Below are 24,807 nucleotides of genomic sequence, written 5' to 3' on the forward strand. Positions count from 1 at the left end.
GAGGATGTCGTCGGACTTCACGGTGAGCAGCTCCTGCAGCGCGTACGCGGCGCCGTAGGCCTCGAGGGCCCACACCTCCATCTCACCGAAGCGCTGGCCGCCGAACTGGGCCTTGCCGCCGAGCGGCTGCTGGGTGATCATCGAGTACGGGCCGGTCGAGCGCGCGTGGATCTTGTCGTCGACCAGGTGGTGCAGCTTGAGGATGTACATGTAGCCGACCGAGATCGGGTACGGGTACGGCTCGCCCGAGCGGCCGTCGAAGAGACGGGTCTTGCCGCTGGAGTCGATGAGACGCTCGCCGTCGCGGGTGAGGAGCGTCGAGTCGAGCAGACCCGCGATCTCCTCCTCCGAGGCGCCGTCGAACACCGGGGTCGCGACCTTGGTGCCGGGAGCGGCCTCGAGCGCCTCGGGCTTCAGCTTCGCGGCCCACTCCGGAGCGCCCTCGACCTTCCAGCCCTGCTGGGCGATCCAGCCGAGGTGCACCTCGAGCACCTGGCCGAAGTTCATGCGGCCGGGGATGCCGAGCGGGTTGAGGATCACGTCGACGGGCGTGCCGTCGGCGAGGAACGGCATGTCCTCGACCGGCAGGATCTTCGAGATGACGCCCTTGTTGCCGTGGCGGCCGGCGAGCTTGTCGCCCTCGGTGATCTTGCGCTTCTGGGCGATGTACACGACCACGCGCTGGTTGACGCCCGAGCCCAGCTCGTCGTCGTTGTCGTTCTCGGCGTCGAACACCTTGACCGCGGTCACCGTGCCCGAGACGCCGTGGGGCACCTTCAGGGAGGTGTCGCGCACCTCGCGGCTCTTCTCGTTGAAGATCGCGCGGAGCAGGCGCTCCTCGGCCGACAGCTCGGTCTCGCCCTTCGGGGTGACCTTGCCGACGAGGATGTCGCCCTGCTTGACCTCGGCGCCGATGCGGATGATGCCGCGCTCGTCGAGGTCCTTCAGCGCCTCCATGCTGGCGTTGGGGAGATCGCGGGTGATCTCCTCCTTGCCGAGCTTGGTGTCGCGGGCGTCGATGTCGTACTCCTCGATGTGGATCGAGGAGAGGGTGTCGTCCTTCACCAGGTTCTGGCTGAGGATGATCGCGTCCTCGAAGTTGTGGCCCTCCCACGACATGAACGCGACCAGCAGGTTCTTGCCGAGCGCGAGCTCGCCGTTCTCGGTCGCGGGGCCGTCGGCGATGACCTCGCCGGCCTCGATGCGCTCCCCCGCCTTCACGATGACGCGGTGGTTGTAGTTCGTGCCCTGGTTCGAGCGGTCGAACTTGCGCATGAAGTAGGTCTTCGAGCCGCCCTCGTCGTGCTGCACGGTGACGAAGTCGGCCGACACCTCGGAGATCACACCCGACTTCTGGGCGGTGACCACGTCACCGGCGTCGACGGCCGCGTAGCCCTCCATACCGGTGCCGACGACCGGCGACTCGCTCATGACGAGCGGCACGGCCTGGCGCTGCATGTTCGCGCCCATGAGCGCGCGGTTCGCGTCGTCGTGCTCGAGGAACGGGATCAGCGAGGTCGCCACCGACACCATCTGGCGGGGCGAGACGTCCATGTACTGCACGCGCTCGGAGTCGACCAGCACCACCTCGGAGCCGCGGGGGCGCGCGAGCACCTGCTTCTCGGCGAAGTGGCCGTCGGCGGTGAGCGGGGCGCCGGCCTGCGCGATGAGGTACTCGTCCTCCTCGTGCGCGGTGAGGTAGTCGACCTGGTCGGTGACCTTGCCGTCGACGATGCGGCGGTACGGGGTCTCGATGAAGCCGAAGGCGTTGATGCGCGCGAAGGTCGCGAGCGCGCCGATCAGGCCGATGTTCGGACCCTCAGGGGTCTCGATCGGGCACATGCGGCCGTAGTGCGAGGGGTGCACGTCGCGCACCTCGACGCCCGCGCGGTCGCGCGAGAGGCCGCCGGGGCCGAGCGCCGAGAGGCGGCGCTTGTTGGTCAGGCCCGCGAGCGGGTTGTTCTGATCCATGAACTGCGACAGCTGCGAGGTGCCGAAGAACTCCTTGATCGCCGCCAGCACAGGGCGGGTGTTGATCAGGGTGTTCGGGGTGATCGCCTCGATGTCCTGCGTGGTCATGCGCTCGCGCACCACGCGCTCCATGCGGCTGAGGCCGGTGCGCACCTGGTTCTGGATGAGCTCGCCCACCGCACGGATGCGGCGGTTGCCGAAGTGATCGATGTCGTCGGTGTCGAGGCGGAGCTCGATCTCCTTGCCGTCGCGCACGCCGGGGAGCGTCTCGGTGCCCGCGTGCAGGCCGACGAGGTACTTGATGGTCGCGACGATGTCCTCGAGCGACAGCACCGAGTCGGTGATGGGGGCGTCGAGGCCGAGCTTGCGGTTGATCTTGTAGCGGCCGACCTTGGCGAGGTCGTAGCGCTTCGGGTTGAAGTAGCTGTTGTCGAGCAGCGCGCGCGCGGCCTCGATGGCCACCTGCTCGCCCGGACGCTGCTTGCGGTAGATGTCCTTGAGGGCCTCCTCCTGCGTGAGGATGCCGTCCTTCTCGAGGGTGAGCGCGATCGACTCGTAGCCGGCGAACTCCTCGAGGATCTCCTCGCTCGTCATGCCGAGCGCCTTCAGGAACACGGTGACCGACTGCTTGCGCTTGCGGTCGATGCGCACGCCGACCTGGTCGCGCTTGTCGACCTCGAACTCGAGCCACGCACCGCGGCTCGGGATCACGCGGGCGGTGAAGACGTCCTTGTCGCTCGTCTTCTCCTGGGCGCGCTCGAAGTAGACGCCGGGGCTGCGCACGAGCTGCGACACGATGACGCGCTCGGTGCCGTTGATGATGAAGGTGCCCTTGTCGGTCATGATGGGGAAATCGCCCATGTAGACCGTCTGACTCTTCAGCACCTGGGTCTCGGTGTTGTAGAACGCCGCCTCGACGTAGAGCGGGGCGGCGTAGGTCTTGCCGCGCTCCTTGCACTCCTCGATCGTGAACTTCTGCTCGTCGAGGATCGGATTCTCGAACGACAGCTGCATGGTGCCGGCGTTGTCCTCGATCGGCGAGATCTCGTCGAAGATCTCCTCGAGGCCGCTCTTGAGCGCGATGTCGTCGCGCCCCTCGGCCTGAGCCTCGATGACGCGCTCCTTCCACGCGTCGTTGCCGACGAGCCAGTCGAAGCTCTCGAGCTGCAGTGCCAGCAGATTCGGCACCGACAGCGTGTCGGAAATCTTGGCGAAGGAGAGCCGCGAGTGATTGCGACCGTTCTTCGGTTGGGTGGTTGACGATGCGTTGCGCGCAGCAGCCAAGGAAACTACCTCCGTGGGCCCCGTCGGGCCGGTTGACCTGGTCTTGCGAGAATTGCATCGGATCACGCGGGCGAGGCTCATCTGCGCTTTCGCGCCAGCTCCCGGGGCCTACCGCTATATGAAGGCATACTGGTGTCCGTAGTGCAACTATCAACTGTAACACCATCGTTACAAGCTGTCCAGCCCGCATCGGGATCGTCAACCGCTCCCAGCATATTCCCTGCTCGCCCCGTTCGCGAACCGGGATCGCCGATCGGAGGATGCCGCATGCGGTGCCGCTCAGGGGGCATGGATAGCGTAGAGGCCATGTCCGAGTCGCCCACCGCCGCCGTGCCGCCCGCGCACCTGCGCAGAGCGGTGCCGTGGGCCGTGCTCGGGCTCGTCGCCGTGCTCGCCCTCGGCGCGTATCTGCGCTTCGCGGATCACGGGCCGCTCGGCATCGACGAGTGGTGGCACGGGATCGCCGGCGTGACACGGGGCTCCGCCGCCTACGCGATCGCGGTGTTCATGGCGGAGGTGGGCGGCGGCGTCGGCGCGGCGGCGTGCACGGCGATCGCCGCCGCGCTGCTGTTCGCCGTGCGCCGCACCCGCGACGCGATCGCGGTGGCGACGACGATGCTGCTCGGCGTCGTCTGCTCCGAGATCGTCAAGGCGCTGGTGCTGCGCCCCCGCCCCTGGGATCAGCTCTACGCCTCCCACGGCGGCTCCTACCCCTCCGGCCACTCGATGGGAGCGGCGGCGCTGGCCGTCTCGCTCACGCTCGTGGTCGCCGGGTTCCGCACCCTCCCCCGCGCGGCGGGGAGATGGGCCGCGGTCGCCGCCGCCTGCTGGATCCTGCTCATGATGTGGAGCCGCACGGCGCTGCACGTGCACTGGCTGAGCGACACGATCGCCGGCGCGGTGCTGGGGCTCTGCGTCGCGATCATCGTGCGACGGATCTGGTTCGGCCCGGCGCGGGCCGCGCGCGTCAGACGGTGAGCAGCTCCTCGGCCGTGGCCGCGGGGAGCGACAGCGTGACCTGGGTGCCCCAGGGATCCTCGACCACGATCGAGCGCCCAGTGTCGGCGAACGCGAGGCCACGGCCGCGCAGTCTCGCGGCGAGCGCGTCGAGGTCCTCGCGGGCGGGGAGCTCGATCGCGACGTCGCCGAGCCCGAGCCGCGCCGCGCGCGGGCCGGCGCCCCGGCTGTTCCAGGTGTTCATCGCCACGTGGTGGTGGTAGCCGCCCGCCGAGGCGAAGAGCGCACCCGGGTAGCCGGCCACGGTCGCCTCGAAACCGAGTGCGCCCACGTAGAAGTCCCGCGCGCGGGCGACGTCCCCCACCTGCAGGTGGACGTGGCCCACACCTCCCGACTGCCGCTCCGCGTTCGCGAGCACCGTCTCGTCGAGGTGCGCGGCGAGGTAGGCGTTGGGATCGAGGTGCAGCGTGTCCATCCTGAGCTCGCCGTTCTCGTAGCGCCACGCCTCGCGGGGCCGGTCGACGTAGAGCTCGATGCCGTTGCCCTCGGGATCGGTGAAGTAGAAGGCCTCGCTCACCAGGTGGTCGCTCGATCCCGCGAACCGGCTGCGGGGATCCCGCGCGGCGCGGTAGACCGTCGCCGCGAGGCTCGCCGCGTCGTCGAAGAGGAACGCGGTGTGGAACAGGCCGGCGTCGCGCGGGTCTGCCTCGGGCAGGTCCGGCGTGTGGACGAGCCGCACCATCGGCGTGCTCCCGCGGCCGAGCACACGATGCACCTCGCGGCCGATCGGACGCTCCTCGATCGGCACCAGCGCGAGCGCATTCCCGTAGTAGGAGCTCATCTCCTCGAGGTCGCCGACGCGCAGGCTGACGGCGCCCATGGCGAGTGCGGCCGAGAGCGTGCTCTCGGAGACCGGTGCGATGTCCGGGGTCATGTGATTCGATCCTTTCCGGCCGATGGGAGGGCGCGCTCAGTCGTCGATGGAGAAGCCGCCGGTCCAGGAGATCTTCTCCGCCGCCGCGAGCGTGAGCTGCAGGAAGCCGATCGCCTCGAGCTCGTGCGCGCGGGCCAGCGAGCCGGCATCGATCGCACGGAGCCCGCCGGCCACGACATCGGCGATGAGGACCGCCTTGGCCTCGGCGTCGTCGCCCGCGACCAGCACGGTCGTCGCACTCCCGCCGACCGTGCCCGAGGCGAGGGTCGCGGCGAAGTTGGTGTTGAACGCCTTGAGCACGCGGGCGCCGGGCAGAGCGCGCTGGATCTCGGCCGCGGCCGAGCTGCCGAGGGGCACGACGAGGCCGTCGAAGGTCTCGAAGTCCAGCGGGTTCGTGATGTCCACGACGGTCCGGCCCGAGAGCTGATCGGCGTAGGCGCCGAGGATCTCGGCGACCGCGGGGTAGGGCACCGCGAGCACGACGACCTCTCCGTTCACCGTCGCGCCGGCGCCCTGCTCGTGCGAGATGTGCTCCACGGACGCACCGCCCGCCGCGAGGACGCCCCCGATCGCGACGGCCATGTTGCCGGTGCCGAAGATCGTGTATGCAGTCATGTTAGTGGTCTCCTTCTGTTCTGCCGTCCCGCTCTGCGCGCAGCGCCCCAGCGCTCTCCCAGAGAGCGCCCGGTCGCCCTGCGCGCCCGACGCCGTCGCATGGGCGGAACCGCTTTGCTTGCAGGTACAACTAAATAATAGACACGCTTTACTTGCGAACGCAACTAAATTGCTAGAATGGCCGCATGACCGCACCGCTCTCCCATCCCGAACGGGTCGCCGTCGCGCGTCTGCACGCGCTCCTCGAACTGCTGCCGACGGCCCTCGACAAGCGGCTCGCCCCCCTCGGGATCACCGCGTTCGAGCACGTCCTGCTCGAGCGGCTCGCGGAGAGCGAGGAGCACCGGCTGCGCCTGAGCGCGCTCGCCTCCCGCACGAACGCCTCGCTCCCCCGCATCTCGCGCGTCGCCTCGTCCCTCGAGCGCCGGGGGCTGATCGAGCGCGCGCCCTGCCCGGAGGACGGCCGCGCCACGAACGCCGTGCTCACCGCGCGCGGCGCCGAGCTCCACGGGCGCTCCCGGGACCTCTACGCCGCCGCCGTGCGCGAGCTGATCCTCGACGGCCTCGCGGTGCTGCCCGGAGACGGTGTGGCCGGTCTCGCCGAGCTCGCCTACGCCGTGCTCGGCAGCCTCGACCCGGAACGCCGCGGCGGCGCATGGGATCTCGCGCCGGGCGGGGCTCCTGCGCCGGGCGGCGCCTGCGCCGCGGATCCGGCCCCCGAGGCCGCCTCGAAGCCCGAGCCCCCTTCGGGCCCCGTGACCGACGAGTGCCCGGCCGACCCCCGGCCCCCGGCCGATCCGGGCCACCGGGCAGCGGGCGGGTCCGGGTGCCCGGCCGATCCGGAGGCCGGATCCGCGGCGGAGGCGGCACCCGGTCCGGATCGCGCGTCCGGCGCGCCGTCCGATGGCGTAGAGTCGGGTGCCATGGAATCCGAGGGAACGAACGAGCGGGCCGCCGCGCGCGATGACGCGCCCACGGGCGGAACGATCATCTTCGGCGCCGACTGGTGCGGCGACTGCCGCCGCGCGAAGCTCGTCTTCGACCGCGCGGGCGCGCCCTACACCTACGTCGACCTGGTGCGGGATCCGGCGGCGGCCGACGTGGCCCACGACATCAGCGGCCGCACGAACATCCCCGTGATCCTCTACCCCGATCGCAGCCACCAGGTCGAGCCCTCCAACGCCGACATGCTGCGCAAGATCGAGGAGCTCGGACTCGCGGCCGGCGCGGAGTCGCGGGCGTGATCCTGCCCGGCCCGATCACCCTGAGCTCGGGCCTCACCGCCGAATTCGAAGAGGATCGCTGGGTGCCAGGAGCGGTGCAGCTGGTCGTCGACGGCACGCCGCAGTCCCATGTCAACCTGCGCGACCCGTCCGAGCTGTTCTTCGAGTACATCCGGCGCATCGGCCACGTCATCGACCTGTTCCGGCCTGCCGCGCAGCCGATCTCGGCGCTGCACCTCGGCGGCGGGGCGTTCACGCTGCCGCGCTACGTCGAGGCCACCCGCCCGGGCAGCCGGCAGCAGGTGGTCGAGCTCGAGGGCGGGCTGGTCGACCTCGTGCGCGAGGCGGCGCCGCTGCCGAAGCGGGCGAGCATCCGCGTGCGTCGCGGCGACGCCCGCGAGGTGCTGGCGCGACTCCCCGAGGGGATGCGCAGCGCGATGGACCTCGTGGTCGTCGACATCTTCGCGGGGGCCCGCACGCCGGCCCACGTGTCGAGCGTGGAGTTCTACGAGCTGGTGCGACCGCTGCTCGCACCGGACGGCGTGGTCGTGATCAACGCGGCCGACGGCAAGGGCCTGCCCTTCGTGCGCGGCCAGGCCGCGACGCTCGCGAGCCTGTTCTCCACGGTGACCGCCATCGCGGAGCCCCAGGTGCTCAAGGGGCGCCGTTTCGGCAACGTGGTGCTCGTCGCCTCGGACGACGATCAGGGCACGCTCGACTGGCTGCCCCGCCTGCTCGCGGGCGGACCGCACCCGGCGCGCATGCTCGTGGGACGCGAGTTCGACGAGCTGCTGCGCGGCGCGAAGCCGGTGACCGACGCGACGGCGGCCGACTCGCCGGCGCCCGCGCGCGAGCTGTTCGAGCGGGGCTGAGATGCGCCTCACGGGGACCGGCGGGATCGGGGCGCCGCGTGGCTGAGCTCTCACGCGTGCGCGTCTGGGCGGAGGCGCTCATCCGCCTGCACCTCGACCCGGTCGAGTGGAGCTTCGGCTTCGACCACGCCAAGCGCCGCGCCGGCCTCTGCAACTACACCGAGCGCCGCATCACCGTATCCCGCTACCTGGCCGAGAAGTTCGACGACGACGAGATCCACCAGGTGCTGCTGCACGAGGTCGCCCACGCCATGGCCGGGGCCTCGGCCGGCCACGGACCGCGCTGGAAGCGCATCGCGGCCGAGATCGGCTACGTGGGGGGACGCACGCACGACGGCGACATCGCCCACGAGCGCGCGCCCTGGATCGGCTCGTGCCCCGCCGGGCACGAGCACTACCGCTTCCGGCGGCCCACCCGCATCACCTCGTGCGGCCGGTGCGCCCGCGGCTTCTCCGACGCGCACGTCATCGCTTGGCGCAGGCGCTCGGGATCCTGACCGCCCGCGCGAACCCCGCTCAGCAGCCGATCGTCGACAGCGCCTGGCGCAGCAGGGCCCCGCGGCCGCCCGGCAGCTCGTCGAGGGTGTCGGGCGCGAGCGCCTCCTCGGGCGACATCCAGCTCACCTCGAGCGCGTCCTGGCGCGGGCTGCAGGTCCCGGTGACGGGTACGACGTAGACGAGCGACACGGCGTGCTGCCGCTCATCGACGTAGGCCGATATCCCGGGCATCGGGAAGTACTCGGCGATCTGCGCCGGCACCAGCGCGGTCGGCATCTGCGGGAACGCCATGGGCCCGAGGTCGTTCTCGAGGTGCCGGAACAGCGCCTCGCGCAGCGTCTCCCCGTAGCGCACCCGGCCCGAGACGAGCGCTCGCGTCATCACCCCGTCGGGGGTGCTGCGCAGCAGCAGCCCCACCTCGATCACCTGGCCCAGCCCGTCCAGGCGCACCGGCACCGCCTCCACGTACACGACCGGCAGGCGGCCTCGCACGAAGCGCAGCTCATCGTCGCTCAGCCAGCCGGGATTCCCCGCGGGCGCCGGGCGGTCCTCGGGTCCCTCGGGATCCGGCAGTTCGGCCGTGTCGATGCTCATGCAGCCATTCTTGCACCCGGCGGCGGGTGAGTAGGCTGGCGGCATGAACGCGAGCACCGATCCCACCACTCGCCGCATCGCACTCGTGCAGATCGCCAGCCCCACGGGCGAGTCGCGCGAGGACCGCATCGATCGGGTCGAGGGCCTGCTGCGCCGACACCCGGGCGTCGATCTCTTCGTGCTCCCCGAGCTGTGGAGCGCCGGCTACTTCTCCTTCGAGCGCTACGACGAGCTGGCCGAGACCCTCGACGGGCCCACCGTCGCCATGTGCCGGCGCGTCGCCCGGGATCTCGGCGCGTCGATCCACCTCGGCAGCATCGTGGAGCGCGGGAGCGACGGTGCGCTCCACAACACCGCCGTGCTCGTCGACGGGACGGGCCGGATCGCGCAGACCTACCGGAAGATCCACGTCTTCGGCTACCAGTCGCTCGAGTCGGAGCTGCTCACGCCGGGCTCCTCGCTGAGCGTGGTGCCCGGGCCGCTCGGCCCCACGGCGGGCACCACCTGCTACGACCTGCGCTTCCCGGGCTTGTGGCAGGAGCTGAGCGCGCGCGGCGCCGAGGCCGTGATCGTGCCGGCTGCGTGGCCCGCCGCGCGCCGCGAGCACTGGTGCCTGCTGACTCAAGCCCGGGCCGTCGAGCACCAGCTGTGGGTGCTGGCCTGCAACGCCTGCGGCAGCCAGGGCGACGCCGACGCACCGGTGCAGCTGGGCGGCTTCAGCCGGGTCGTGGACCCGTCGGGCCGCGTAGTGGCCGAGTGCGGCGACGGCGAGGAGGTGCTGGTGGTCGACCTCGATCCCGGTCGCGTCGCCGAGGTGCGCGCGGAGTTCCCCGTGATCGCCGACCGGCTCAGCACCGAGGACTACGCGGCGCTCGGCACGGATCCAGGCACCGACGCCGGAAGTCGCTGACCCCGGCCCGCCGGAGCGCTACCGGGGCAGGAACTCGACCTCGGGGCCGAGGATCGCGGCCGAGGCCTCGATCTGCTGCTCGGGCGCGACGCCGAAGCGCGTGCGCTGCAGCAGCTCGGCCGAGTCGGCCAGCGGCGTGATGGAGAGGCTGTGCCGCGCCAGCAGATCGCCCGCGGCCTCCTCCTCCGCCGTCCAGTCGTAGTGCATGTAGGTGAGGATCGCGGTGGGGCGCTCCACCCGCACCTCGCCCGCCGCGTCGCGCGCGAGCTCGAAGCCGGCGACCACCCCCGTGCGCTGGTCGAGCGTCAGCTGCGTGCTGAGCATGTTGCCGATCGAGTACCACACGAGCGTGCGCCCGCCGTCGGCGCGGTCGAGCCAGGCCACCGGCTGCAGCACGTGCGGCCCCGTGCCGATGATCACGTCGGCGCCGAGGTCCGCGACCCGCTGCGCGAAGGCCTGCTGCTGGCCGTTCACGTCGTGCGAGTCCTCGGTGCCCCAGTGCGCCGAGACGATCACCACGTCCGCCCGATCCCGCGCCTGCGCCATGAGCTCGTCCACCAGCGCGTCGTCGCCCATCATGTTGAGCGTGACGCCGTCGATCGGCGCGTTCGAGTACTCGGCGAACGAGACGAGCGCGATCCGCACGCCGTCCTGCTCGAACACGGTCGGCGCCCGCTGCTCCTCCGCGCTGCGGTTGGCCCCGTCGACCACGGCGGGGGCCAAACCGTCCCAGGCCGCGCGGGTGGCCGCGACGCCCGCAGCGCCCTTGTCGGCGGTGTGGTTGGTGGCGAGGTTGACGAGGTCGCAGCCGGCCGCGCCCTGCAGATCGCGCGCGAACTCCACCGGCGCGTTGAAGGTGGGGTAGCCGCTGATGCCGAACTCGACGCCGGCGCTCGGCACCTCCTGGTTGCAGAACGTCACGTCCGCCGCGTCGAGCTGGGCGCGGATGCCGTCGAAGAAGGGCGCGTAGTCGTAACCGCCGTCGCGCTCCGCGTTCGCGTTCACCGAGTCGTGCGGCAGCATGTCTCCCATCGCGATGACCCGCAGCGGCTCCGGCTCCTCGGGCTCGACGGCCTCGGGCTCCTCGTCCTCCTCGGCCGGGGTGGGCGGCGCCTGCGTCGCGGTCGGGGCCGGATCCGGGTCTCCCCCGCCGCCCAGCAGCACCGCGGTCGCGACACCTGCGCCCGCGAGCACCAGGGCCGCGATCGCGATCGTGATGGCGAGTCGGGTCTTGCGCGGGAGTCGTCGGCCGGATTCGTCGCTCATGCGATTCAGCCTAGGCGCTCCGCTCCACGAGGAGGCCCGCCCGCGCCGCGAGGCGCCGCCGCCCGCGTCCGGTGGTTAGGCTGAGAGGCATGATCCGCACCCGCACCGCCGCAGCCGCCCTGCTGCTCTGCGCCGCCCTGCCGCTGCTCGCCGCGTGCGCGCCCGAGCCGGACCCCGCCCCCGCCGAGGAGACGCGCTCGCCGGAGCCGACGACCGAACCGGAGCCGAGCGCGGCCCCCGAGGAGCCGGAGGAGCCCGCGTTCGACCGCGAGGCCCGCTCGATCGACGACCCCGCCTCGATCTGGGTGGTCAGCAACAAGCAGCGCCCGCTCGCCCCCCTCGACTTCGCGCCCGACGACCTCTCGATGCCCGAGGGCGTCGAGAACGAGTTCTCGCAGCCCCTGCGCGAGCCCGCGGCGCGCGCCGTCGAGGCCCTCGTGGCGGCCGCCGCGGCGGACGGGCTGAACGTGCGCATCATCAGCGCCTACCGCGACTACGCCACCCAGGTCGCGCTCTACGACGGCTACGTGGCGCGCGACGGCCAGGAGGCCGCCGACACCTATTCGGCGCGACCCGGGCACTCCGAGCACCAGACCGGGCTGGCCGTCGACTTCGACGACCACGGCGCCTGCTACCTCGCGTCGTGCTTCGGCGAGACCCCCGCCGGGGTCTGGCTCGCCGAGCACGCGGCCGAGCACGGCTTCGTGATCCGCTACCCCGAGGGCAAGCAGGAGATCACGGGGTTCATGCCCGAGCCCTGGCACTTCCGGTACGTCGGCCCCGAGCTCGCGCAGGAGATGCGGGAGACCGGCACGACGACGCTCGAGGAGTTCTTCGGGCTCCCCGCGGCGCCCGGGTACACGGAGTAGGCTCATCGGGTGAGCAGCACCTCGGAACCCGGCCCCGTCATCCGCGTCAGCGCGGTCGTCATGCGCGACGAGCTGGGGCACGTGCTCAACGTGCGCAAGCGGGGCACCGCCTCGCTCATGCTGCCGGGCGGGAAGCACGAGGCGGGTGAGGACCCCCGCGACACCGCCGTGCGGGAGTTCGAGGAGGAGCTCGGGATCGCGCTCGACCGCGAGCGGCTCGACGCGCTGGGCGTGTTCCGCGCGGCGGCCGCCAACGAGCCGGGGCACACGGTGGAGGCATCGGTGTTCGAGCACCCCTTCGTCGCGGCGGCCGCGTCGGCGAGCGCACGGGCGGAGATCGAGCACCTCGAGTGGGTCGATCCCGCGGTGCCCCGCGCCGACATGGCGCCGCTGAACACCGAGCTCGTGTTCCCGGCGCTGCTCGCGGCGCGCTGAGGCCGGGCCGGATCGGCCGGTCCCCTCGACGAGCTCAGGGAGCGCGGCGCGGCCGGGGCTTCTTCGGCTTCGGCGCGGGGAGCGCCGCGGCGGTCCGGGCGATGAGATCCGTCAGCCAGTCGCGGTCCTCCCAGCGGTCGCCGCCGATGCGGAAGTAGAGCTTGGATCCCGGATAGGCCGGCGCCTCGTCGGGCTCGCCGAGGTAGGCCCGGCCGGCGTCGGTCGGTTTGACGAAGAGCTCGTCGTCGCACACGAAGGCGACCGGCTTGTCGTCGCAGTACAGGCAGTACTCGCCGAACATGCGGCGCGTGCGGATGTTCGGCAGCGCCGTCAGCTGGTCGGCGAGGAACTCCATCGTCTCGGCTCGGGTGCCCATGCCGCCAGCGTACTCCGCCCACCGGGATTCGCACGGGTGGTTCCGCCGAGTACGAGCCCACTGCTCCAAACCGCGCGCAGTATCCGCGCTGAACGGGCCGGTCTCGGCGAATCGGCTCGGTCTCGGCGAATCGGGAGGCGACCGCGATCGGGGGGACCGCGCGCCGCGCGGGCTAGAGCGCCGCGCCCCGCGGCACGTCGAGCCCGAGCAGCGCGTTCTCGACGACCTCCATGAGCGCCGGGTGGATCCAGTACTGCCCGCGCGCGGCCGTGTGCGCGTCGATGCCGAAGCTCATCGCCGTCACGATCGCCTGGATGAGGTTCGACGCCTGGTAGCCCATGGCGTGCGCGCCGAGGATCCGCCCGTCCCGCCGATCCGCCACCGCCTTGAACACCCCGATCGAGTCCTCCATCGCCCAGCCGTAGGCGGTGTCGCCGTAGCGCTGGGTCTTGACGGTGACGTGCTCGGCGCCGATCCGGTCGATGGCCTCCCGCTCCGTGAGCCCCACCTGAGCGAGCTCGGGATCGCTGAACACCGCCGAGGGCACGACCTCCTGCATCGAGCGGCGCAGCTCGCCGGGATGCTCGAGGTTGTGCGCCACCACGCGCGCCTCGTGGTTGGCGACGTGCTTCAGCTGGTGGGGCGAGGAGATGTCGCCCAGCGCGTAGAGGCCGGGGACCGGCTCGCCCCCGGAGAGCACGCGCTGGAAGCCGTCGACCGCGATGCGGCCGTCGGGGTGCAGGTCGAGCCCGGCCTCGGCGGCGCCCACCAGATCGGAGTTCGGGATCCGGCCCACGGCGACGAGCACGACGTCCGCGGCGATCCGCTCCCCGGCCGGTCCGCCGGTCACCGCGCCGGACGGCACCAGCTCGGCGAGGACGCCGTCCCCGGAGGCCTCGATGCCGCGCACCTCGTGCCCGAGCCGCACCTCCCAGCGCCGGGCGGCCTCGGCGGTGAAGCGCTCCGAGATCTCGGCGTCGAGGCCGCGCAGCAGGGCGTCGCCGCGCACCACCTGCACCACCTCGGAGCCGAGCCCCGAGAAGATGCCGGCGAACTCGCAGGCGATGTACCCGCCGCCGATGATGAGCACGCGCCGGGGCTGGGCGTCGAGCCGCATCACGGTGTCGGAGGTGTGCACCCGGGGCAGTCCGATGCCGGGGATGTCGGGGATCACGGGGCGCGATCCCGCCGCGATGACCAGTTGCTCGGCCTCCACGCGGGTGCCGTCCTGCGCGACGAACGACCGCGGCCCGCTCAGGCGCACCTCCTGCGAGACGAGGTCCACGTGGTCGAGCTCCTCGGCGCGGTAGCGCTCACCCGCGGCCGAGATCGCGTCGATGCGGCCGAAGATGCGGTCCCGGATCCCGGGCCAGTCGACGGCCTCGGTGTGCAGGACGACCCCGAGCCGCGCGGCCTCCTCGGTCGATCGCGCCAGCGCCGCCGGGCGCACGTACATCTTGGTGGGGATGCACCCGACGTTGAGGCACGTGCCCCCGAAGACGCCCCGCTCGGCGATCACCACCCGCCGGTCGTCCCAGAAGGGCGTCACGAGCGAGTTGCCCGAGCCCGAACCGATGATCGCGAGGTCGGCGGTGATGGTGCGCATGGGCCTCATCCTGTCAGACCAGGCCCTCCTCGGCGAGCCAGTCGCCCGCGATCCGCTCGGCGGCCAGCTCCTCGCCCACGCTTCGGGCGTTGAGCGCGACGAGATCCTCCGGGCTCATCGCGGCGCTGATCTCGTCGATGATCTCGGCGGCGCCCTCGTCGACCCGATCGCTCGCGAGCGGCACGACGTGGGAGGCCAGGAAGATACCCTTCGTGTCCTCGAGCGGGACGAGATCGTTCTCCGCGACGGTCGGGTCGGCGGTGTAGATGATCGCGAGCTGGATCGCGCCGTCGCGGAGGGCCTTCACGGTGAGCGGCCCGCCGCCGTCCTCGATGGGCGTGAACGAGACCCCCTCGATGCCGTAGACCTCGGCGAGACCCTCCGGCCCGTAGGGCCGGCTCTCCGCCTCGGAGTTCGACCCGAGCGTGAGCGGCTCGGTCACGTCGGCGAGGTCCTCGATGCTCCCGAGGTCCCAGGTCTCGGCGAACTCGCTGGTCACCATGTACGAGTCCTGGTCGGTCGCGGGCGACTGCGCGAGCACGCGCAGCCCGTCGGGGGTCGCCCGCTCCAGCTCGGCGTAGACGTCGTCCGCGAGCCTCGCCTCCGTCTCGGGATCCCAGAACTGCAGCAGGTTTCCGGTGTACTCGGGGAACAGGTCGATCGATCCCGCCTCGATCTCGGGCAGGTAGACCTCGCGCTGCCCGATGCGGAACTGGCGGTCGACATCGTAGCCGCCGGCCTCGAGGGCCTGCGCGTAGATCTCGGCGATGATCTCGTTGGAGTAGTAGTCCTGGGACCCGATGACGATCGTGTCGCCGGATCCCCCGCCCGGGGCGTCCGGAGCGTCCGGAGCGGCGAGGGGGTCGCTGCTCGCGCAGCTCGTGAGCAGCGCGGCGCTGAGCGCGAGCGCGCCCGCGGCGAGCGCGCCCGCGCGCAGGCGGGAGGCACGGGTGGCGGGGGTGGTGCGACGGAGCATGATCAGGGTTCCTCTCGGTCGGTGGTCTGGGGTCGGATGCGGCGGGACGGGCGGCTTCCCGGATGCGCGAAGCGCGCGGTGGCGGCGCGCTGGCACGCCGCGAGCAGCAGCTCGAGCAGCAGCGTCAGCGCGACGACCAGGAGGGCGCCGCCGAGCATCTGGGCGTAGTCGCGCGATTTGAGGCCCGCGAAGAGGTAGCGGCCGAGGCCGAGGTCGGCCGTGTAGGCCGCGAGCGTCGCCGTGGAGACGACCTGCAGGGTCGCCGCGCGCACCCCGCCGAGCATGACGGGGAGGGAGAGCGGCAGTTCGACGCGCATGACCACCTGCGCGGGGGTGAAGCCGACCGCCTGCGCCGCGGCGGGCACGGCGGGGTCGACGGCCTGGACGCCGGCGTAGGCGCCCGCGAGGAGCGACGGGATCGCGAGCACGACGAGCGCGAGCAGCGGCGCCGCGAGTCCGATGCCGAGGGCGAGCCCGAAGAGCGTCAGGAGGCCGAGGGTGGGCAGGGCCCGGGCGGCCCCCGTGAGACCGCCGACGAGGCCCGCCCCGCGGCGGGTGTGCCCGACGAGCACTCCGGCGGGCAGGGCGACGGCGGCGGCGAGCACCAGCGCGAGCGCGGTCACGCCGAGGTGCTGGGCCGTACGGCTGGGGATCCCGCCCGGCCCCGACCAGTTCGCGGCGTCGGCGAGCCAGGCCAGCGCCTCTCCGAAGAGGTTCACGAGGCCGCCTCCCGCGCCGGGACCGCGGCACCCGCCGGTCTCGGAGCCGGCCCGGCTGCCCGCCTCCGCGAGCGCCGCGGTCGCCGCGCCGTCCGGTTCCAGGGCGCGAGGGCTCGGCCGATCCCGAGCACCACCGCGTCGAGCAGCAGGGCCAGCACGACCGTCGCGAGCACGCCGGTCCACACCTCGGCGGCGATGCCCCGCTGGAAGCCGTCGGTCAGCAGCGTGCCCAGGCTCGGCACCCCGATGAGCGCGCCGAGCGTCACGAGGCTGATGGTCGAGACCGTCACGACCCGCACGCCCGACACGAGGACGGGCACCGCGAGCGGCAGGTCGACCCTCCAGAAGAGGCCCCACCGCGAGTAGCCGGTCGCCACGGCGGCGTCGCGCACGCGCCGGTCGACCGAGGAGAAGGCGTCGCAGGCGGTGCGCACGAGCAGGGCCACCCCGTAGACGGTGAGCGCCGCGACCATCGTCTGCCACGACCGCAGCGCGGTGCCGAGGATCGCGGGGATGATGATCAGGAGCGGCAGTGCAGGGATCGCGTAGGCGAGCGTGGCCGCGGAGAGCAGCGGGCCGCCGAGCCGGGGCCGCCGGAACGCGAGGCGCCCCAGGGGCACCGCGATGAGCACGCTGATGAGGATCGCCGGCACGCTCAGGAGCAGGTGGTCGAGCGCGAGGCCCGCCACCGTGTCCCAGTTGGCGATCAGCCAGTTCACGGTTCCAGCACCCCTACCGGCCGGCCGGCGCCGTCGAGCGCGATGCTGCGCCCGTCCACCTCGACCGCGCGCAGGCGGCGCTCGGCTCGATCCGCGCCGACGAAGTCGCGCACGAAGTCGTTCGCGGGGCGGGCGAGGATGTCGGCGGGGGCGCCGCGCTGCGCGATCCTGCCGCCGGCCTCGAGCACCACGACCTCGTCGCCGAGCAGGAACGCCTCCTCGATGTCGTGGGTGACGAAGACGATGGTCTTGCCGAGATCGGACTGCAGCTGCAGCAGCTCCCGCTGCAGCTCGCGGCGCACGATAGGATCGACGGCGCCGAACGGCTCGTGCATCAGGAGGATGTTCGGATCGGCGGCGGGCGCCCGCGCCACGCCGACGCGCTGCTGCTGGCCGCCCGAGAGCTGCCCCGGGTAGCGGCGGCCGAGGGCCGGATCGAGGCCGACGCGCTCGAGCAGACCGGCGGCGGCGGCGCGCGCCGCGCGCTTGGGCGTGCCGGTGAGGATCGGCACCGCGGCCACGTTGTCGATCACCGTGCGATGCGGCAGGAGCCCTCCGTGCTGCATGACGTAGCCGATCGATCGGCGCAGCTCGACCGGGTCGCGCTCGCGCACGTCGCGGCCGTCGATGAGCACCCGCCCGGACGTCGGATCGACCATCCGGTTCACCATCCGCAGCAGGGTGGTCTTGCCCGATCCCGACGACCCCACCAGCACCACCGTGCGGTGGGAGGGGACGACGCACGAGAACTCCGCGACCGCGGTCGCGCTCCCGGGGTACTCCTTCGACACCTGCTCGAACTCGATCATGCCGGCGCCCTCCCTCCGGTCGGCCCGCACCAGTGCTCCTTGCACCACCCTAACGAGGCCCGGAGCGCCGTGGGGAAGGGCTTGTCCGCTCAGAGCGGCATGGTGTAGGGCGAATATGTGGCGACGTTCAGAGGGGCTGGCGTAAACTAGAGCTTTGAACTGGCGGAAGAGGGACGGCGAAGTCCGTCCCTCTTCTTGCGTGTCCGCCGCCGTGCGCGGCGGCGGAACTGATCGAAACGGACCCGCATGAACCCCTCCCTCCCGATGCGCCCTCGGCTGTCCGAGGCCGAATCAGCGAGCGATCACGGCGTCGGCGTCGGCACGGCGCACGCGAAGGCCATCCTCTTCGGCGAGCACGCCGTCGTCTACGGGGCGCCGGCCATCGCGGTGCCGCTGCACCAGCTCGAGGTCGAGACCGTCGTCCGTTCGACGCCGGGCTCCGAGCTGCGCATCGAGAGCGAGCTCTTCGCCGGTACGGCCTCGTCGGCCCCGGACGTGCTGCGCCCCGTCATCACCGCGGTGCGAGCAGCGCTCGCGGGCGTCGGCGCCGCCGGCGAGCAGGTGCAGCTGCGCGTGCGCAGCGCGATCCCCCACGGTCGCGGCCTCGGTTCGAGCGCGGCCGTCGCCGCCGCGATCGCGCGAGCCGCCGCAGACCTGGCCGGCGCCGAGCTGGGCGCGGACGAGTTCCACGAGATCGTGCAGCGGGCCGAGCGCGTGGCGCACGGCAACCCGAGCGGCATCGACGCGCGCGCCGTCGCGGCGGCCGGGCCGATCCGCTTCCACGGTGGGCGCGTGCGGGCCACGGGTGTGGGCGCGCCGCTCACCTTCGTGCTCGCCGACTCGGGTGTGCCCGGATCGACGGCCGAGGCGGTGGCCGGGGTGCGCGAGCGCCGTGCCGCCGACCCGGTGCGCATGGAGCGGGCTATCTCGCAGCTCGCCGACATCGCGGAGGGCTCGGTGCTCGATCTCGAGCTGGGAGACCGGTCGGCGCTGGGCTCGCGCATGCTCGAGGCCCACGAGCTGCTCGGGCGCATCGGCGTGAGCACCGTGAAGCTCGACGCGCTGGTCGACGCCGCGCACGCGGCGGGCGCCCACGGCGCCAAGCTCACCGGCGGCGGCCTGGGCGGCTGCGTGCTCGCGCTCGCCGAGTCCGAGGATCAGGCCGAGCACATCGCGCTCGCGCTGCGCGCCGCGGGCGCCCCCCGCACCTGGACGACCACGGTGGCCGCCGCATGACCGCCGCGAGCGCGGTCCCCGCGCGCCCCTCGGCCACCGCCCGGGCCTTCCCGAACATCGCCCTCGTGAAGTACTGGGGCAAGCGGGACGAGGCGCTCATGCTGCCCGCCGCCGGCAGCCTCTCACTGACCCTCGACGCCTACGCCACCACCACCTCGGTGACGCTCGACGACGGCACCGCCGAGGACCGCTTCGAGCTGAACGGCGAGCCCCAGTGCGGCGACCGGCTGCGCCGCGTCACCCGCTTCCTCGACCTCGTGCGCGAGCGCGCGGGGTCGAGCGCTCACGCGATCGTGCGCTCGCGCAACGAGGCGCCGACGGGTGCGGGCCTCGCCTCCTCCGCCTCGGGCTTCGCCGCGCTCGCGACCGCGGCCTCCGCGGCGTACGGGCTCCCGCTCGATCCGGCCTCCCTCAGCAGGCTGGCGCGCCGCGGCTCGGGATCGGCCGCGCGCTCGATCATCCCCGGAGTCTCGGTCTGGCACGCGGGCGACGGCGACGAGACCTCCTTCGCGGAGCCGGTCGCGGCGCCCGAGCTGCGCATGGTGATCGTGACGGTCGACGAGCGCCAGAAGGCGATCTCGAGCCGCGAGGCGATGCGGCTCACCGCACTCACCTCGCCGTTCTACGCGGGCTGGGTGTCGAGCACCGAGCAGAGCCTCGAGGCGATGCTCGAGGCCTGCCGCGACGGCGATTTCACGCGCATCGGGCGCATCACCGAATCGCACGCCCTGCGGATGCACGCGGTCATCCAGTCGGCCGATCCGCCCGTGCGCTACCTGTCGCCCACGAGCATCGCGGTGTTCGACGCCGTGGCGGCGCTGCGGGATCGCGGCGTCGAGGCGTACGCGACGGCCGACGCCGGTCCCAATGTCTGCGTCGTCGTGCGGCCCGACGAGGCCGGCGCGGTCGCCGACGCGCTGCGGGAGTTCGGCCGCGTACGCGTGGTCGGGCCCGGCGCGGGCGCGGAGCTGATCGACGCCGATCCGGATCTCGCCGCCCCGCGCGACGGCTCCGCCGACGGGGCGCCTCCCGCGACCGGAGCCGGCGCATGATCGAGACCCGCGCCCCCGGCAAGCTCTACATCGCCGGCGAGTACGCGGTGGTCGAACCCGGCGAGCCGGCCGTGCTCGTCGCCGTCGACCGCTACCTCTCCGTGCGCCTGACGGAGGCGAGCGGCGAGGGCCGCGTGCGATCGAGCGCCTACGAGCGCTCCCCGCTCGTGTGGGTGCGGGACCGCGACAGCGGGCGCATCGTGCCGACGCACGAGCCGAGCGACTACGTCTTCTCGGCGATCGCGGCCGTCGAGCAGCTGCGCGCCGAGCGCCGGCTGCGCCCGCGGTACTTCGACCTCGACATCGGCAGCGAGCTCGACGACGAGAGCGGCCGCAAGTTCGGGCTCGGCTCCTCGGCGGCCGTCACCGTGGCCGTGATCGCGGCCCTCGACGAGTTCTACGGCTTCGGCCTCGGCCTGGTCGACCGCTGCAGGCTCGCGCTCCTCGCCACCGTCGAGGTGGCCCCGCGGGCCTCGGGCGGCGACCTGGCGGCGAGCACCTTCGGCGGCTGGATCCGCTACACCTCGCCGGATCGCGAGACGCTGCGCGCGCACCGCGGCCGGCACGGGATCACGGCGACGCTCGAGTCCGAAGAGGCCTGGCGCGGCTTCGGCGTGACCCGCCTGCCGGAGCCCGAAGGGCTGCAGCTGCTGGTCGGCTGGACGGGCTCGCCCGCATCCACCGAGCTGCTCGTCGCGGAGGTCGGCCGCACGGCGCGCGTCGCCTCCGAGGGCCGTGCGGACGAGGGCGCCTCCTTCGTCGAGCGCAGCCGCGCCCGCGTGGATGCGCTGGTGCACGGCCTCGCGCGGGATCGCACGGGGGCGCTCGACGCGGTTCGCGGCGCCCGCGGGCTGCTGCAGGAGCTCGGCGCGTCGTCGGGCATCCGGATCGAGACCGAGCAGCTGCGCGCCCTCTGCGAAATCGCCGAGCGGCACGGCGCCGCGGCGAAGCCGTCCGGAGCCGGCGGCGGAGACTGCGGGATCGTGCTCGCCCCCGCCGATCTCGACCCGAGCGGTATCCTGCGTGAGTGGGAAGCGCACGGCATTCTGAGGCTGCCCCTCTCGGTGCACCCGGTGGAGGGCGACGCCGAGAACCGGAAGCACCGGCGAGGAGGCACCGATGAGCTCTGAGCGCGCGTCGCGCAAGGACGACCACGTGCGCCTCGCCCGCGAGCAGCGCGGCGATGCGCCCGGGCGCAACGAGTTCGACGACCTCGAATTCGTGCACCACGCCCTCGCCGGGGTCGACGCGAGCCGCGTCGACCCCTCGGTGCGGGTCGGCGAGTGGCACTGGGCCACCCCCTTCTACGCGAACGGCATGACCGGCGGCACCGAGTGGACCACCCGGATCAATCGCGAACTGGCGATCGCCGCCCGCGAGACCGGCATGCCCATGGCGTGCGGCTCGGTGTCGGTGGCGCTGGACCACCCCGAGGCGGCGCAGGGCTTCGCGGTGATCCGCGAGGAGAACCCGACCGGCTTCGTGATGGCGAACCTGGGCGTCGGACGCAGCGCCGACGACGCGGTGCGCGCCGTCGAGCTGCTGCACGCCGACGCGCTGCAGCTGCACCTCAACGCCGTGCAGGAGACCGCGATGCCCGAGGGCACGCGCGACTTCTCGAGCTGGGAGCGCTCCGTCGAGCGCGTCATCGCGGCGTCGCCGGTGCCCGTCATCGTGAAGGAGGTGGGCTTCGGCCTCAGCCGCCGCACACTGCAGCGCCTCGCCGAGCTCGGAGCACGCGTCGCCGACGTGAGCGGCACCGGCGGCACCGACTTCCTGCGCATCGAGAACGCGCGGCACGACGCCGACTCCCGGCGCGACGGCGACGACTTCTCGATGCTCTCGGGCTTCGGCCAGTCCGCCCTCGCCTGCCTGCTCGATGCGCCCGCGGACGGCCCGGCGCTGCTGGCGTCCGGCGGCGTGCGCAACCCCTTCGACGTGGTGAAGGCCCTCGCCGCCGGCGCCGGCGCCGTGGGCGTGGCCGGCAGCTTCCTCGAGGCCGTGCTCGACGGCGGCGCCGAGACCCTCGTGCCGCTGATCGAGCGCTGGATCGCGCAGACCACGGCGATCCTCGCGCTGCTGGGCGCGGCCTCGCCGGCCGAGCTCGCCGCCACCGACCTGCTCGTGCGCGGCCGTCTGGCCGAGTTCTGCCGGCTGCGCGGCATCGACACGGCCGCGCTCGCCGCGCGATCCGGACCCTGACGCCGCAGGATCCCGGGCACCCCGACGCCCTCCCCGAGCCCCGCAGCCCCTTCCAGAAGAGAGACGCCGTGAACGATTCCGACACCATCGTCACCGAGATCCCGACCCGCTGGGTCGGCCCGCTGCGCGTCAGCGGCGACGCGATCACGACCGATGCGCCGCACAGCGAGATCGCCGTGCCCCTCGCCACCTACGAGACCCCGCTCTGGCCGTCGGTGGGGCGCGGCGCCAGCATCTCCCGCGAGATCCCGGGCGGCATCCGCACCGTCGTCATCGGCGAGCGCATGACCCGCTCCGTGCTCTTCGTCGCCGACGGCGCCGTCGCCGCGGACGCCGGCGCCCGCATCATCCAGCAGCGCCTGAGCGAGCTGCAGGAGGTCGTCGCGGCGGGCAGCCGCCACGCGCAGCTGCTCGAGGCGCACCCCGAGGTCGTGGGCAACCTGCTCTTCGTGCGCTTCGCCTTCCTCACGGGCGACGCATCGGGGCACAACATGGTCACGGGCGCCTCCGACGCCCTCATGCAGCGCATCCTGTCGTGGGGCCTCGGGCTCGACTACGGCTCCATCTCGGGCAACTTCTGCTCCGACAAGAAGGCCACCGCGGTCAACGGGATCCTCGGCCGCGGCCGCAACGTCGTCGCCGAGATCCTCCTCCCCCACGAGGTGGTCGAGCGCCGGCTGCGCACCACCGCCCGCCGGATCGCCGACCTCTCGGTGCGCAAGAACCTCGTGGGCAGCACGATCGCCGGCGCGATCCGCTCGGCCAACGCGCACTACGCCAACATGCTGCTGGCCTTCTACCTGGCCACCGGCCAGGACGCGGCCAACATCGTCGAGGGTTCGCAGGGCATCACCTACGCCGAGGAGCGCGAGGAGGGCCTGTACTTCTCGTGCACGCTGCCGCACCTCATCGTCGGCACCGTCGGCAACGGCAAGCACCTCGCGCACGTGAACGCCAACCTCGAACGGCTCGGCTGCCGCGACGAGCGCGAGCCGGGCGCGAACGCCCGCCGCCTGGCCGCCCTCATGGCCGCCACCGTGCTCTGCGGGGAGCTCTCGCTCCTCGCGGCCCAGACCAACCCCGGTGAGCTCATGGCAGCGCACCTGCTCATGGAGCGGAAGGAGAAGCCGAGCGCATGACCTCGATCGGCATTCACGATCTCGAACTCGCGACCGCGCACCACGTGGTCGACCTCACCCGGCTCGCCGAGTCCAACGGCACCGATCCGGCCAAGTACCACCTCGGTCTCGGTCAGGATCAGATGAGCTTCCCCGCGCCCGACGAGGACATCATCACGATGGGGGCCTCCGCGGCGCTGCCGATCCTCGAGCGCAACGGCGTCGAGGGCATCCGCACGATCCTGTTCGCCACCGAGTCGGGCGTGGACCAGTCGAAGGCCGCGGGCGTCTCGGTGCACCGCCTGCTCGGTCTGCCGAAGCAGGTGCGCGTCACCGAGTTCAAGCAGGCCTGCTACGGCGGCACCGCGGCGCTCCAGGCCGCGATCGGCATCGTCAGCCGCTTCCCCGACGAGCGGGTGCTCGTCATCGCGAGCGACGTGGCGCGCTACGAGCTCGACTCCCCCGGCGAGCCGACGCAGGGCGCCGGTGCCGTGGCCATGCTCGTGAGCGCCGATCCCGCGCTCATGGAGATCGAGCCGGCGGCCGGTCTCTACACCGACGACGTCGACGACTTCTGGCGCCCCAACGACTCGTCGACCGCGGTGGTCGACGGCGCGCTGTCGGTCTCCGCCTACCTCGACGCGCTCACCGGATCCTGGGACGACCTGCTGTCGCGGGGCGGCCCCGGCATCGACGAGGTCGACCGGATCCTCTACCACCAGCCCTTCACCAAGATGGCGAAGAAGGGGCAGCAGCGCCTCGCCGAGCACACCGGCGCCGGCCTGAGCGCCGCGCTCACCGAGGCCGAGCAGGCCGCGGCCGGCGAGGCCCGGGACACCGGCCTCTTCACGGGGTCGATCTACAACCGGCGCCTCGGCAACAGCTACACCGCCTCGCTGTACGCCGCGCTCGCCGCGCTGCTCGACCACGACGCCGACCTCGCCGGCCGTCGCGTCGGCATGTTCAGCTACGGCTCGGGCAGCGTGAGCGAGTTCCTCACGGGGGTCGTGCAGCCGGGCTACGAGACGCGGGGAGGCGCCGCACGGGTGAGGGCCGCGCTCGACGCCCGCGCGCCGCTCGAGGTACCCGAGTACCGCGAGCTGCACGCCCGCGCCTATCCCAGCGCCCAGGACGTCGAGACCCCGCGCGTCACCCGCGCGCCCTTCCGCTTCGCCGGCCTGCGCGGGCAGGCACGCCAGTACGAGCGCACCGCGGGTTGAGGGACCGGAGCGGCCGCCCTCAGCGCGCTTCGACGGCCCGATCCGATTCCCGCTGCGCCCGCTCCGCGAGGCGCTTCGCCCACGACCGGGTGTCGTGGAGGCCGTGCTCGTCGAGGTAGGCGCGGATCACCGCCTGGGCGGAGCGGACTCGCGACTCGCGTCCCATGCTGGCCTGCATGGTTCCCACGTTCGGGGTGGGGGCGCCGTCGACTCGTTCGAGCGCCTCCCGGATGATGTCCTCACCCGCGCCCGCGCCCATCGCGCGCTGCATCGCGCCGAGCGTCGGACGGCCCTGTTCCTGCTGCTGTGTGCTCTGCATCGGAGCTTCCTATCTGGTCGTGTTCCG

25 protein-coding genes and 1 pseudogene are annotated in these 24,807 nt (G+C 72.7%); 14 read left to right on the forward strand and 12 right to left on the reverse strand.

The genetic code is table 11. The annotated features are described in order from the left end of the window. Positions 1–3,255: DNA-directed RNA polymerase subunit beta (rpoB, locus tag ACWKZU_RS01485; RefSeq protein ID WP_449280616.1), on the reverse strand; the 3,255-nt coding region annotated here is incomplete at its 3' end. A gap of 306 nt (positions 3,256–3,561) precedes the next feature. Here rpoB and ACWKZU_RS01490 point away from each other — a divergent pair. After that, positions 3,562–4,233, forward strand: coding sequence for a phosphatase PAP2 family protein (locus ACWKZU_RS01490; protein WP_449280617.1), 672 nt, complete (start codon positions 3,562–3,564; stop codon positions 4,231–4,233). Here ACWKZU_RS01490 and ACWKZU_RS01495 read toward each other — a convergent pair. Beyond that, positions 4,223–5,146, reverse strand: coding sequence for a VOC family protein (locus tag ACWKZU_RS01495; protein ID WP_449280618.1), 924 nt, complete (start codon positions 5,144–5,146; stop codon positions 4,223–4,225). The two genes, ACWKZU_RS01490 and ACWKZU_RS01495, sit on opposite strands and share 11 nt — an antisense overlap. 36 nt (positions 5,147–5,182) lie before the next feature. Then, positions 5,183–5,761, reverse strand: a complete 579-nt coding sequence (locus ACWKZU_RS01500) for an NADPH-dependent F420 reductase (protein ID WP_449280619.1) — start codon at positions 5,759–5,761, stop codon at positions 5,183–5,185. Positions 5,762–5,946: 185 nt separating this feature from the next. Here ACWKZU_RS01500 and ACWKZU_RS01505 point away from each other — a divergent pair. The 4 genes and pseudogenes from ACWKZU_RS01505 to ACWKZU_RS01520 all read left to right on the forward strand — a co-directional run. Beyond that, positions 5,947–6,219: pseudogene (locus ACWKZU_RS01505) on the forward strand (MarR family winged helix-turn-helix transcriptional regulator); the annotation flags it as partial. Between the two features lie 465 nt (positions 6,220–6,684). After that, the gene (locus tag ACWKZU_RS01510) at positions 6,685–7,005 is read left to right on the forward strand and encodes a glutaredoxin domain-containing protein (RefSeq protein ID WP_449280670.1); all 321 of its coding nucleotides are present in this window, start codon (positions 6,685–6,687) and stop codon (positions 7,003–7,005) included. After that, on the forward strand, positions 7,002–7,856 hold the full coding sequence (locus ACWKZU_RS01515) for a spermidine synthase (protein WP_449280620.1): 855 nt from the start codon (positions 7,002–7,004) through the stop codon (positions 7,854–7,856). The genes ACWKZU_RS01510 and ACWKZU_RS01515 overlap by 4 nt, the downstream gene beginning before the upstream one ends. Positions 7,857–7,894: 38 nt before the next feature. Continuing rightward, positions 7,895–8,353 (forward strand): SprT-like domain-containing protein, encoded by a 459-nt coding sequence (locus tag ACWKZU_RS01520; protein WP_449280621.1) that lies wholly within the window; start codon positions 7,895–7,897, stop codon positions 8,351–8,353. A 19-nt stretch (positions 8,354–8,372) separates the two neighbouring features. Here ACWKZU_RS01520 and ACWKZU_RS01525 read toward each other — a convergent pair whose 3' ends face one another. Continuing rightward, positions 8,373–8,948: a DUF4916 domain-containing protein gene (locus ACWKZU_RS01525; RefSeq protein ID WP_449280622.1), complete on the reverse strand. Its 576-nt coding sequence runs from the start codon at positions 8,946–8,948 to the stop codon at positions 8,373–8,375. Between the two features lie 43 nt (positions 8,949–8,991). On the opposite strand from ACWKZU_RS01525, the gene ACWKZU_RS01530 reads away from it, so the two are divergent. Then, complete coding sequence (locus ACWKZU_RS01530) at positions 8,992–9,858, forward strand: carbon-nitrogen family hydrolase (protein WP_449280623.1); 867 nt, start codon at positions 8,992–8,994, stop codon at positions 9,856–9,858. A gap of 18 nt (positions 9,859–9,876) precedes the next feature. On the opposite strand, the gene ACWKZU_RS01535 is transcribed toward ACWKZU_RS01530, so the two are convergent. Further along, positions 9,877–11,124 carry a CapA family protein gene (locus tag ACWKZU_RS01535; protein ID WP_449280624.1) on the reverse strand — a complete coding sequence of 416 codons (1,248 nt, stop codon included), beginning with the start codon at positions 11,122–11,124 and terminating at the stop codon, positions 9,877–9,879. An 89-nt stretch (positions 11,125–11,213) separates the two neighbouring features. Here ACWKZU_RS01535 and ACWKZU_RS01540 point away from each other — a divergent pair, with 89 nt between their 5' ends. Together ACWKZU_RS01540 and ACWKZU_RS01545 are read left to right on the forward strand one after the other, a co-directional pair. Next, positions 11,214–11,993, forward strand: a complete 780-nt coding sequence (locus ACWKZU_RS01540; protein WP_449280625.1) for a M15 family metallopeptidase — start codon at positions 11,214–11,216, stop codon at positions 11,991–11,993. 9 nt (positions 11,994–12,002) lie between these two features. Beyond that, positions 12,003–12,428, forward strand: coding sequence for an NUDIX hydrolase (locus tag ACWKZU_RS01545; RefSeq protein WP_449280626.1), 426 nt, complete (start codon positions 12,003–12,005; stop codon positions 12,426–12,428). A 34-nt stretch (positions 12,429–12,462) separates the two neighbouring features. Here ACWKZU_RS01545 and ACWKZU_RS01550 read toward each other — a convergent pair whose 3' ends face one another. The 6 genes from ACWKZU_RS01550 to ACWKZU_RS01575 all read right to left on the reverse strand — a co-directional run bounded on the left by ACWKZU_RS01550 (position 12,463) and on the right by ACWKZU_RS01575 (position 17,633). Further along, the gene (locus tag ACWKZU_RS01550; RefSeq protein ID WP_449280627.1) at positions 12,463–12,804 is read right to left on the reverse strand and encodes a TfoX/Sxy family protein; all 342 of its coding nucleotides are present in this window, start codon (positions 12,802–12,804) and stop codon (positions 12,463–12,465) included. A gap of 172 nt (positions 12,805–12,976) precedes the next feature. Then, positions 12,977–14,410 carry a mycothione reductase gene (locus ACWKZU_RS01555; protein WP_449280628.1) on the reverse strand — a complete coding sequence of 478 codons (1,434 nt, stop codon included), beginning with the start codon at positions 14,408–14,410 and terminating at the stop codon, positions 12,977–12,979. Positions 14,411–14,423: 13 nt separating this feature from the next. Beyond that, positions 14,424–15,386 carry an ABC transporter substrate-binding protein gene (locus ACWKZU_RS01560; protein WP_449280629.1) on the reverse strand — a complete coding sequence of 321 codons (963 nt, stop codon included), beginning with the start codon at positions 15,384–15,386 and terminating at the stop codon, positions 14,424–14,426. A 2-nt stretch (positions 15,387–15,388) separates the two neighbouring features. Further along, on the reverse strand, positions 15,389–16,105 hold the full coding sequence (locus tag ACWKZU_RS01565; protein ID WP_449280630.1) for an ABC transporter permease: 717 nt from the start codon (positions 16,103–16,105) through the stop codon (positions 15,389–15,391). Beyond that, positions 16,102–16,824 carry an ABC transporter permease gene (locus ACWKZU_RS01570; protein WP_449280631.1) on the reverse strand — a complete coding sequence of 241 codons (723 nt, stop codon included), beginning with the start codon at positions 16,822–16,824 and terminating at the stop codon, positions 16,102–16,104. The genes ACWKZU_RS01565 and ACWKZU_RS01570 overlap by 4 nt, the downstream gene beginning before the upstream one ends. Beyond that, positions 16,821–17,633 carry an ABC transporter ATP-binding protein gene (locus ACWKZU_RS01575; RefSeq protein WP_449280632.1) on the reverse strand — a complete coding sequence of 271 codons (813 nt, stop codon included), beginning with the start codon at positions 17,631–17,633 and terminating at the stop codon, positions 16,821–16,823. Before ACWKZU_RS01575 ends, ACWKZU_RS01570 begins: the two co-directional genes overlap by 4 nt. A 246-nt stretch (positions 17,634–17,879) precedes the next feature. Between ACWKZU_RS01575 and mvk the strand changes: the two genes are divergently transcribed. From mvk to ACWKZU_RS01605, 6 genes are all read left to right on the forward strand, one after another. Next, positions 17,880–18,869, forward strand: a complete 990-nt coding sequence (mvk, locus tag ACWKZU_RS01580; RefSeq protein WP_449280633.1) for a mevalonate kinase — start codon at positions 17,880–17,882, stop codon at positions 18,867–18,869. Then, positions 18,866–19,921 (forward strand): diphosphomevalonate decarboxylase, encoded by a 1,056-nt coding sequence (gene mvaD, locus ACWKZU_RS01585; protein ID WP_449280634.1) that lies wholly within the window; start codon positions 18,866–18,868, stop codon positions 19,919–19,921. Before mvk ends, mvaD begins: the two co-directional genes overlap by 4 nt. After that, positions 19,918–21,051 (forward strand): phosphomevalonate kinase, encoded by a 1,134-nt coding sequence (locus ACWKZU_RS01590; protein WP_449280635.1) that lies wholly within the window; start codon positions 19,918–19,920, stop codon positions 21,049–21,051. The genes mvaD and ACWKZU_RS01590 overlap by 4 nt, the downstream gene beginning before the upstream one ends. Beyond that, on the forward strand, positions 21,041–22,123 hold the full coding sequence (gene fni / locus ACWKZU_RS01595) for a type 2 isopentenyl-diphosphate Delta-isomerase (RefSeq protein WP_449280636.1): 1,083 nt from the start codon (positions 21,041–21,043) through the stop codon (positions 22,121–22,123). The genes ACWKZU_RS01590 and fni overlap by 11 nt, the downstream gene beginning before the upstream one ends. Positions 22,124–22,191: 68 nt before the next feature. After that, complete coding sequence (locus ACWKZU_RS01600) at positions 22,192–23,262, forward strand: hydroxymethylglutaryl-CoA reductase (RefSeq protein ID WP_449280637.1); 1,071 nt, start codon at positions 22,192–22,194, stop codon at positions 23,260–23,262. Continuing rightward, a complete protein-coding gene (locus tag ACWKZU_RS01605) occupies positions 23,259–24,461 on the forward strand; it encodes a hydroxymethylglutaryl-CoA synthase (protein WP_449280638.1) in 1,203 nt (400 codons plus the stop codon). The genes ACWKZU_RS01600 and ACWKZU_RS01605 overlap by 4 nt, the downstream gene beginning before the upstream one ends. A 19-nt stretch (positions 24,462–24,480) precedes the next feature. Here the strand turns inward: ACWKZU_RS01605 and ACWKZU_RS01610 are convergent, their stop codons facing one another. Next, positions 24,481–24,780 (reverse strand): hypothetical protein, encoded by a 300-nt coding sequence (locus tag ACWKZU_RS01610; protein ID WP_449280639.1) that lies wholly within the window; start codon positions 24,778–24,780, stop codon positions 24,481–24,483. Positions 24,781–24,807 lie beyond the last annotated feature (27 nt).

This window comes from Leucobacter sp. (genome assembly GCF_053528595.1).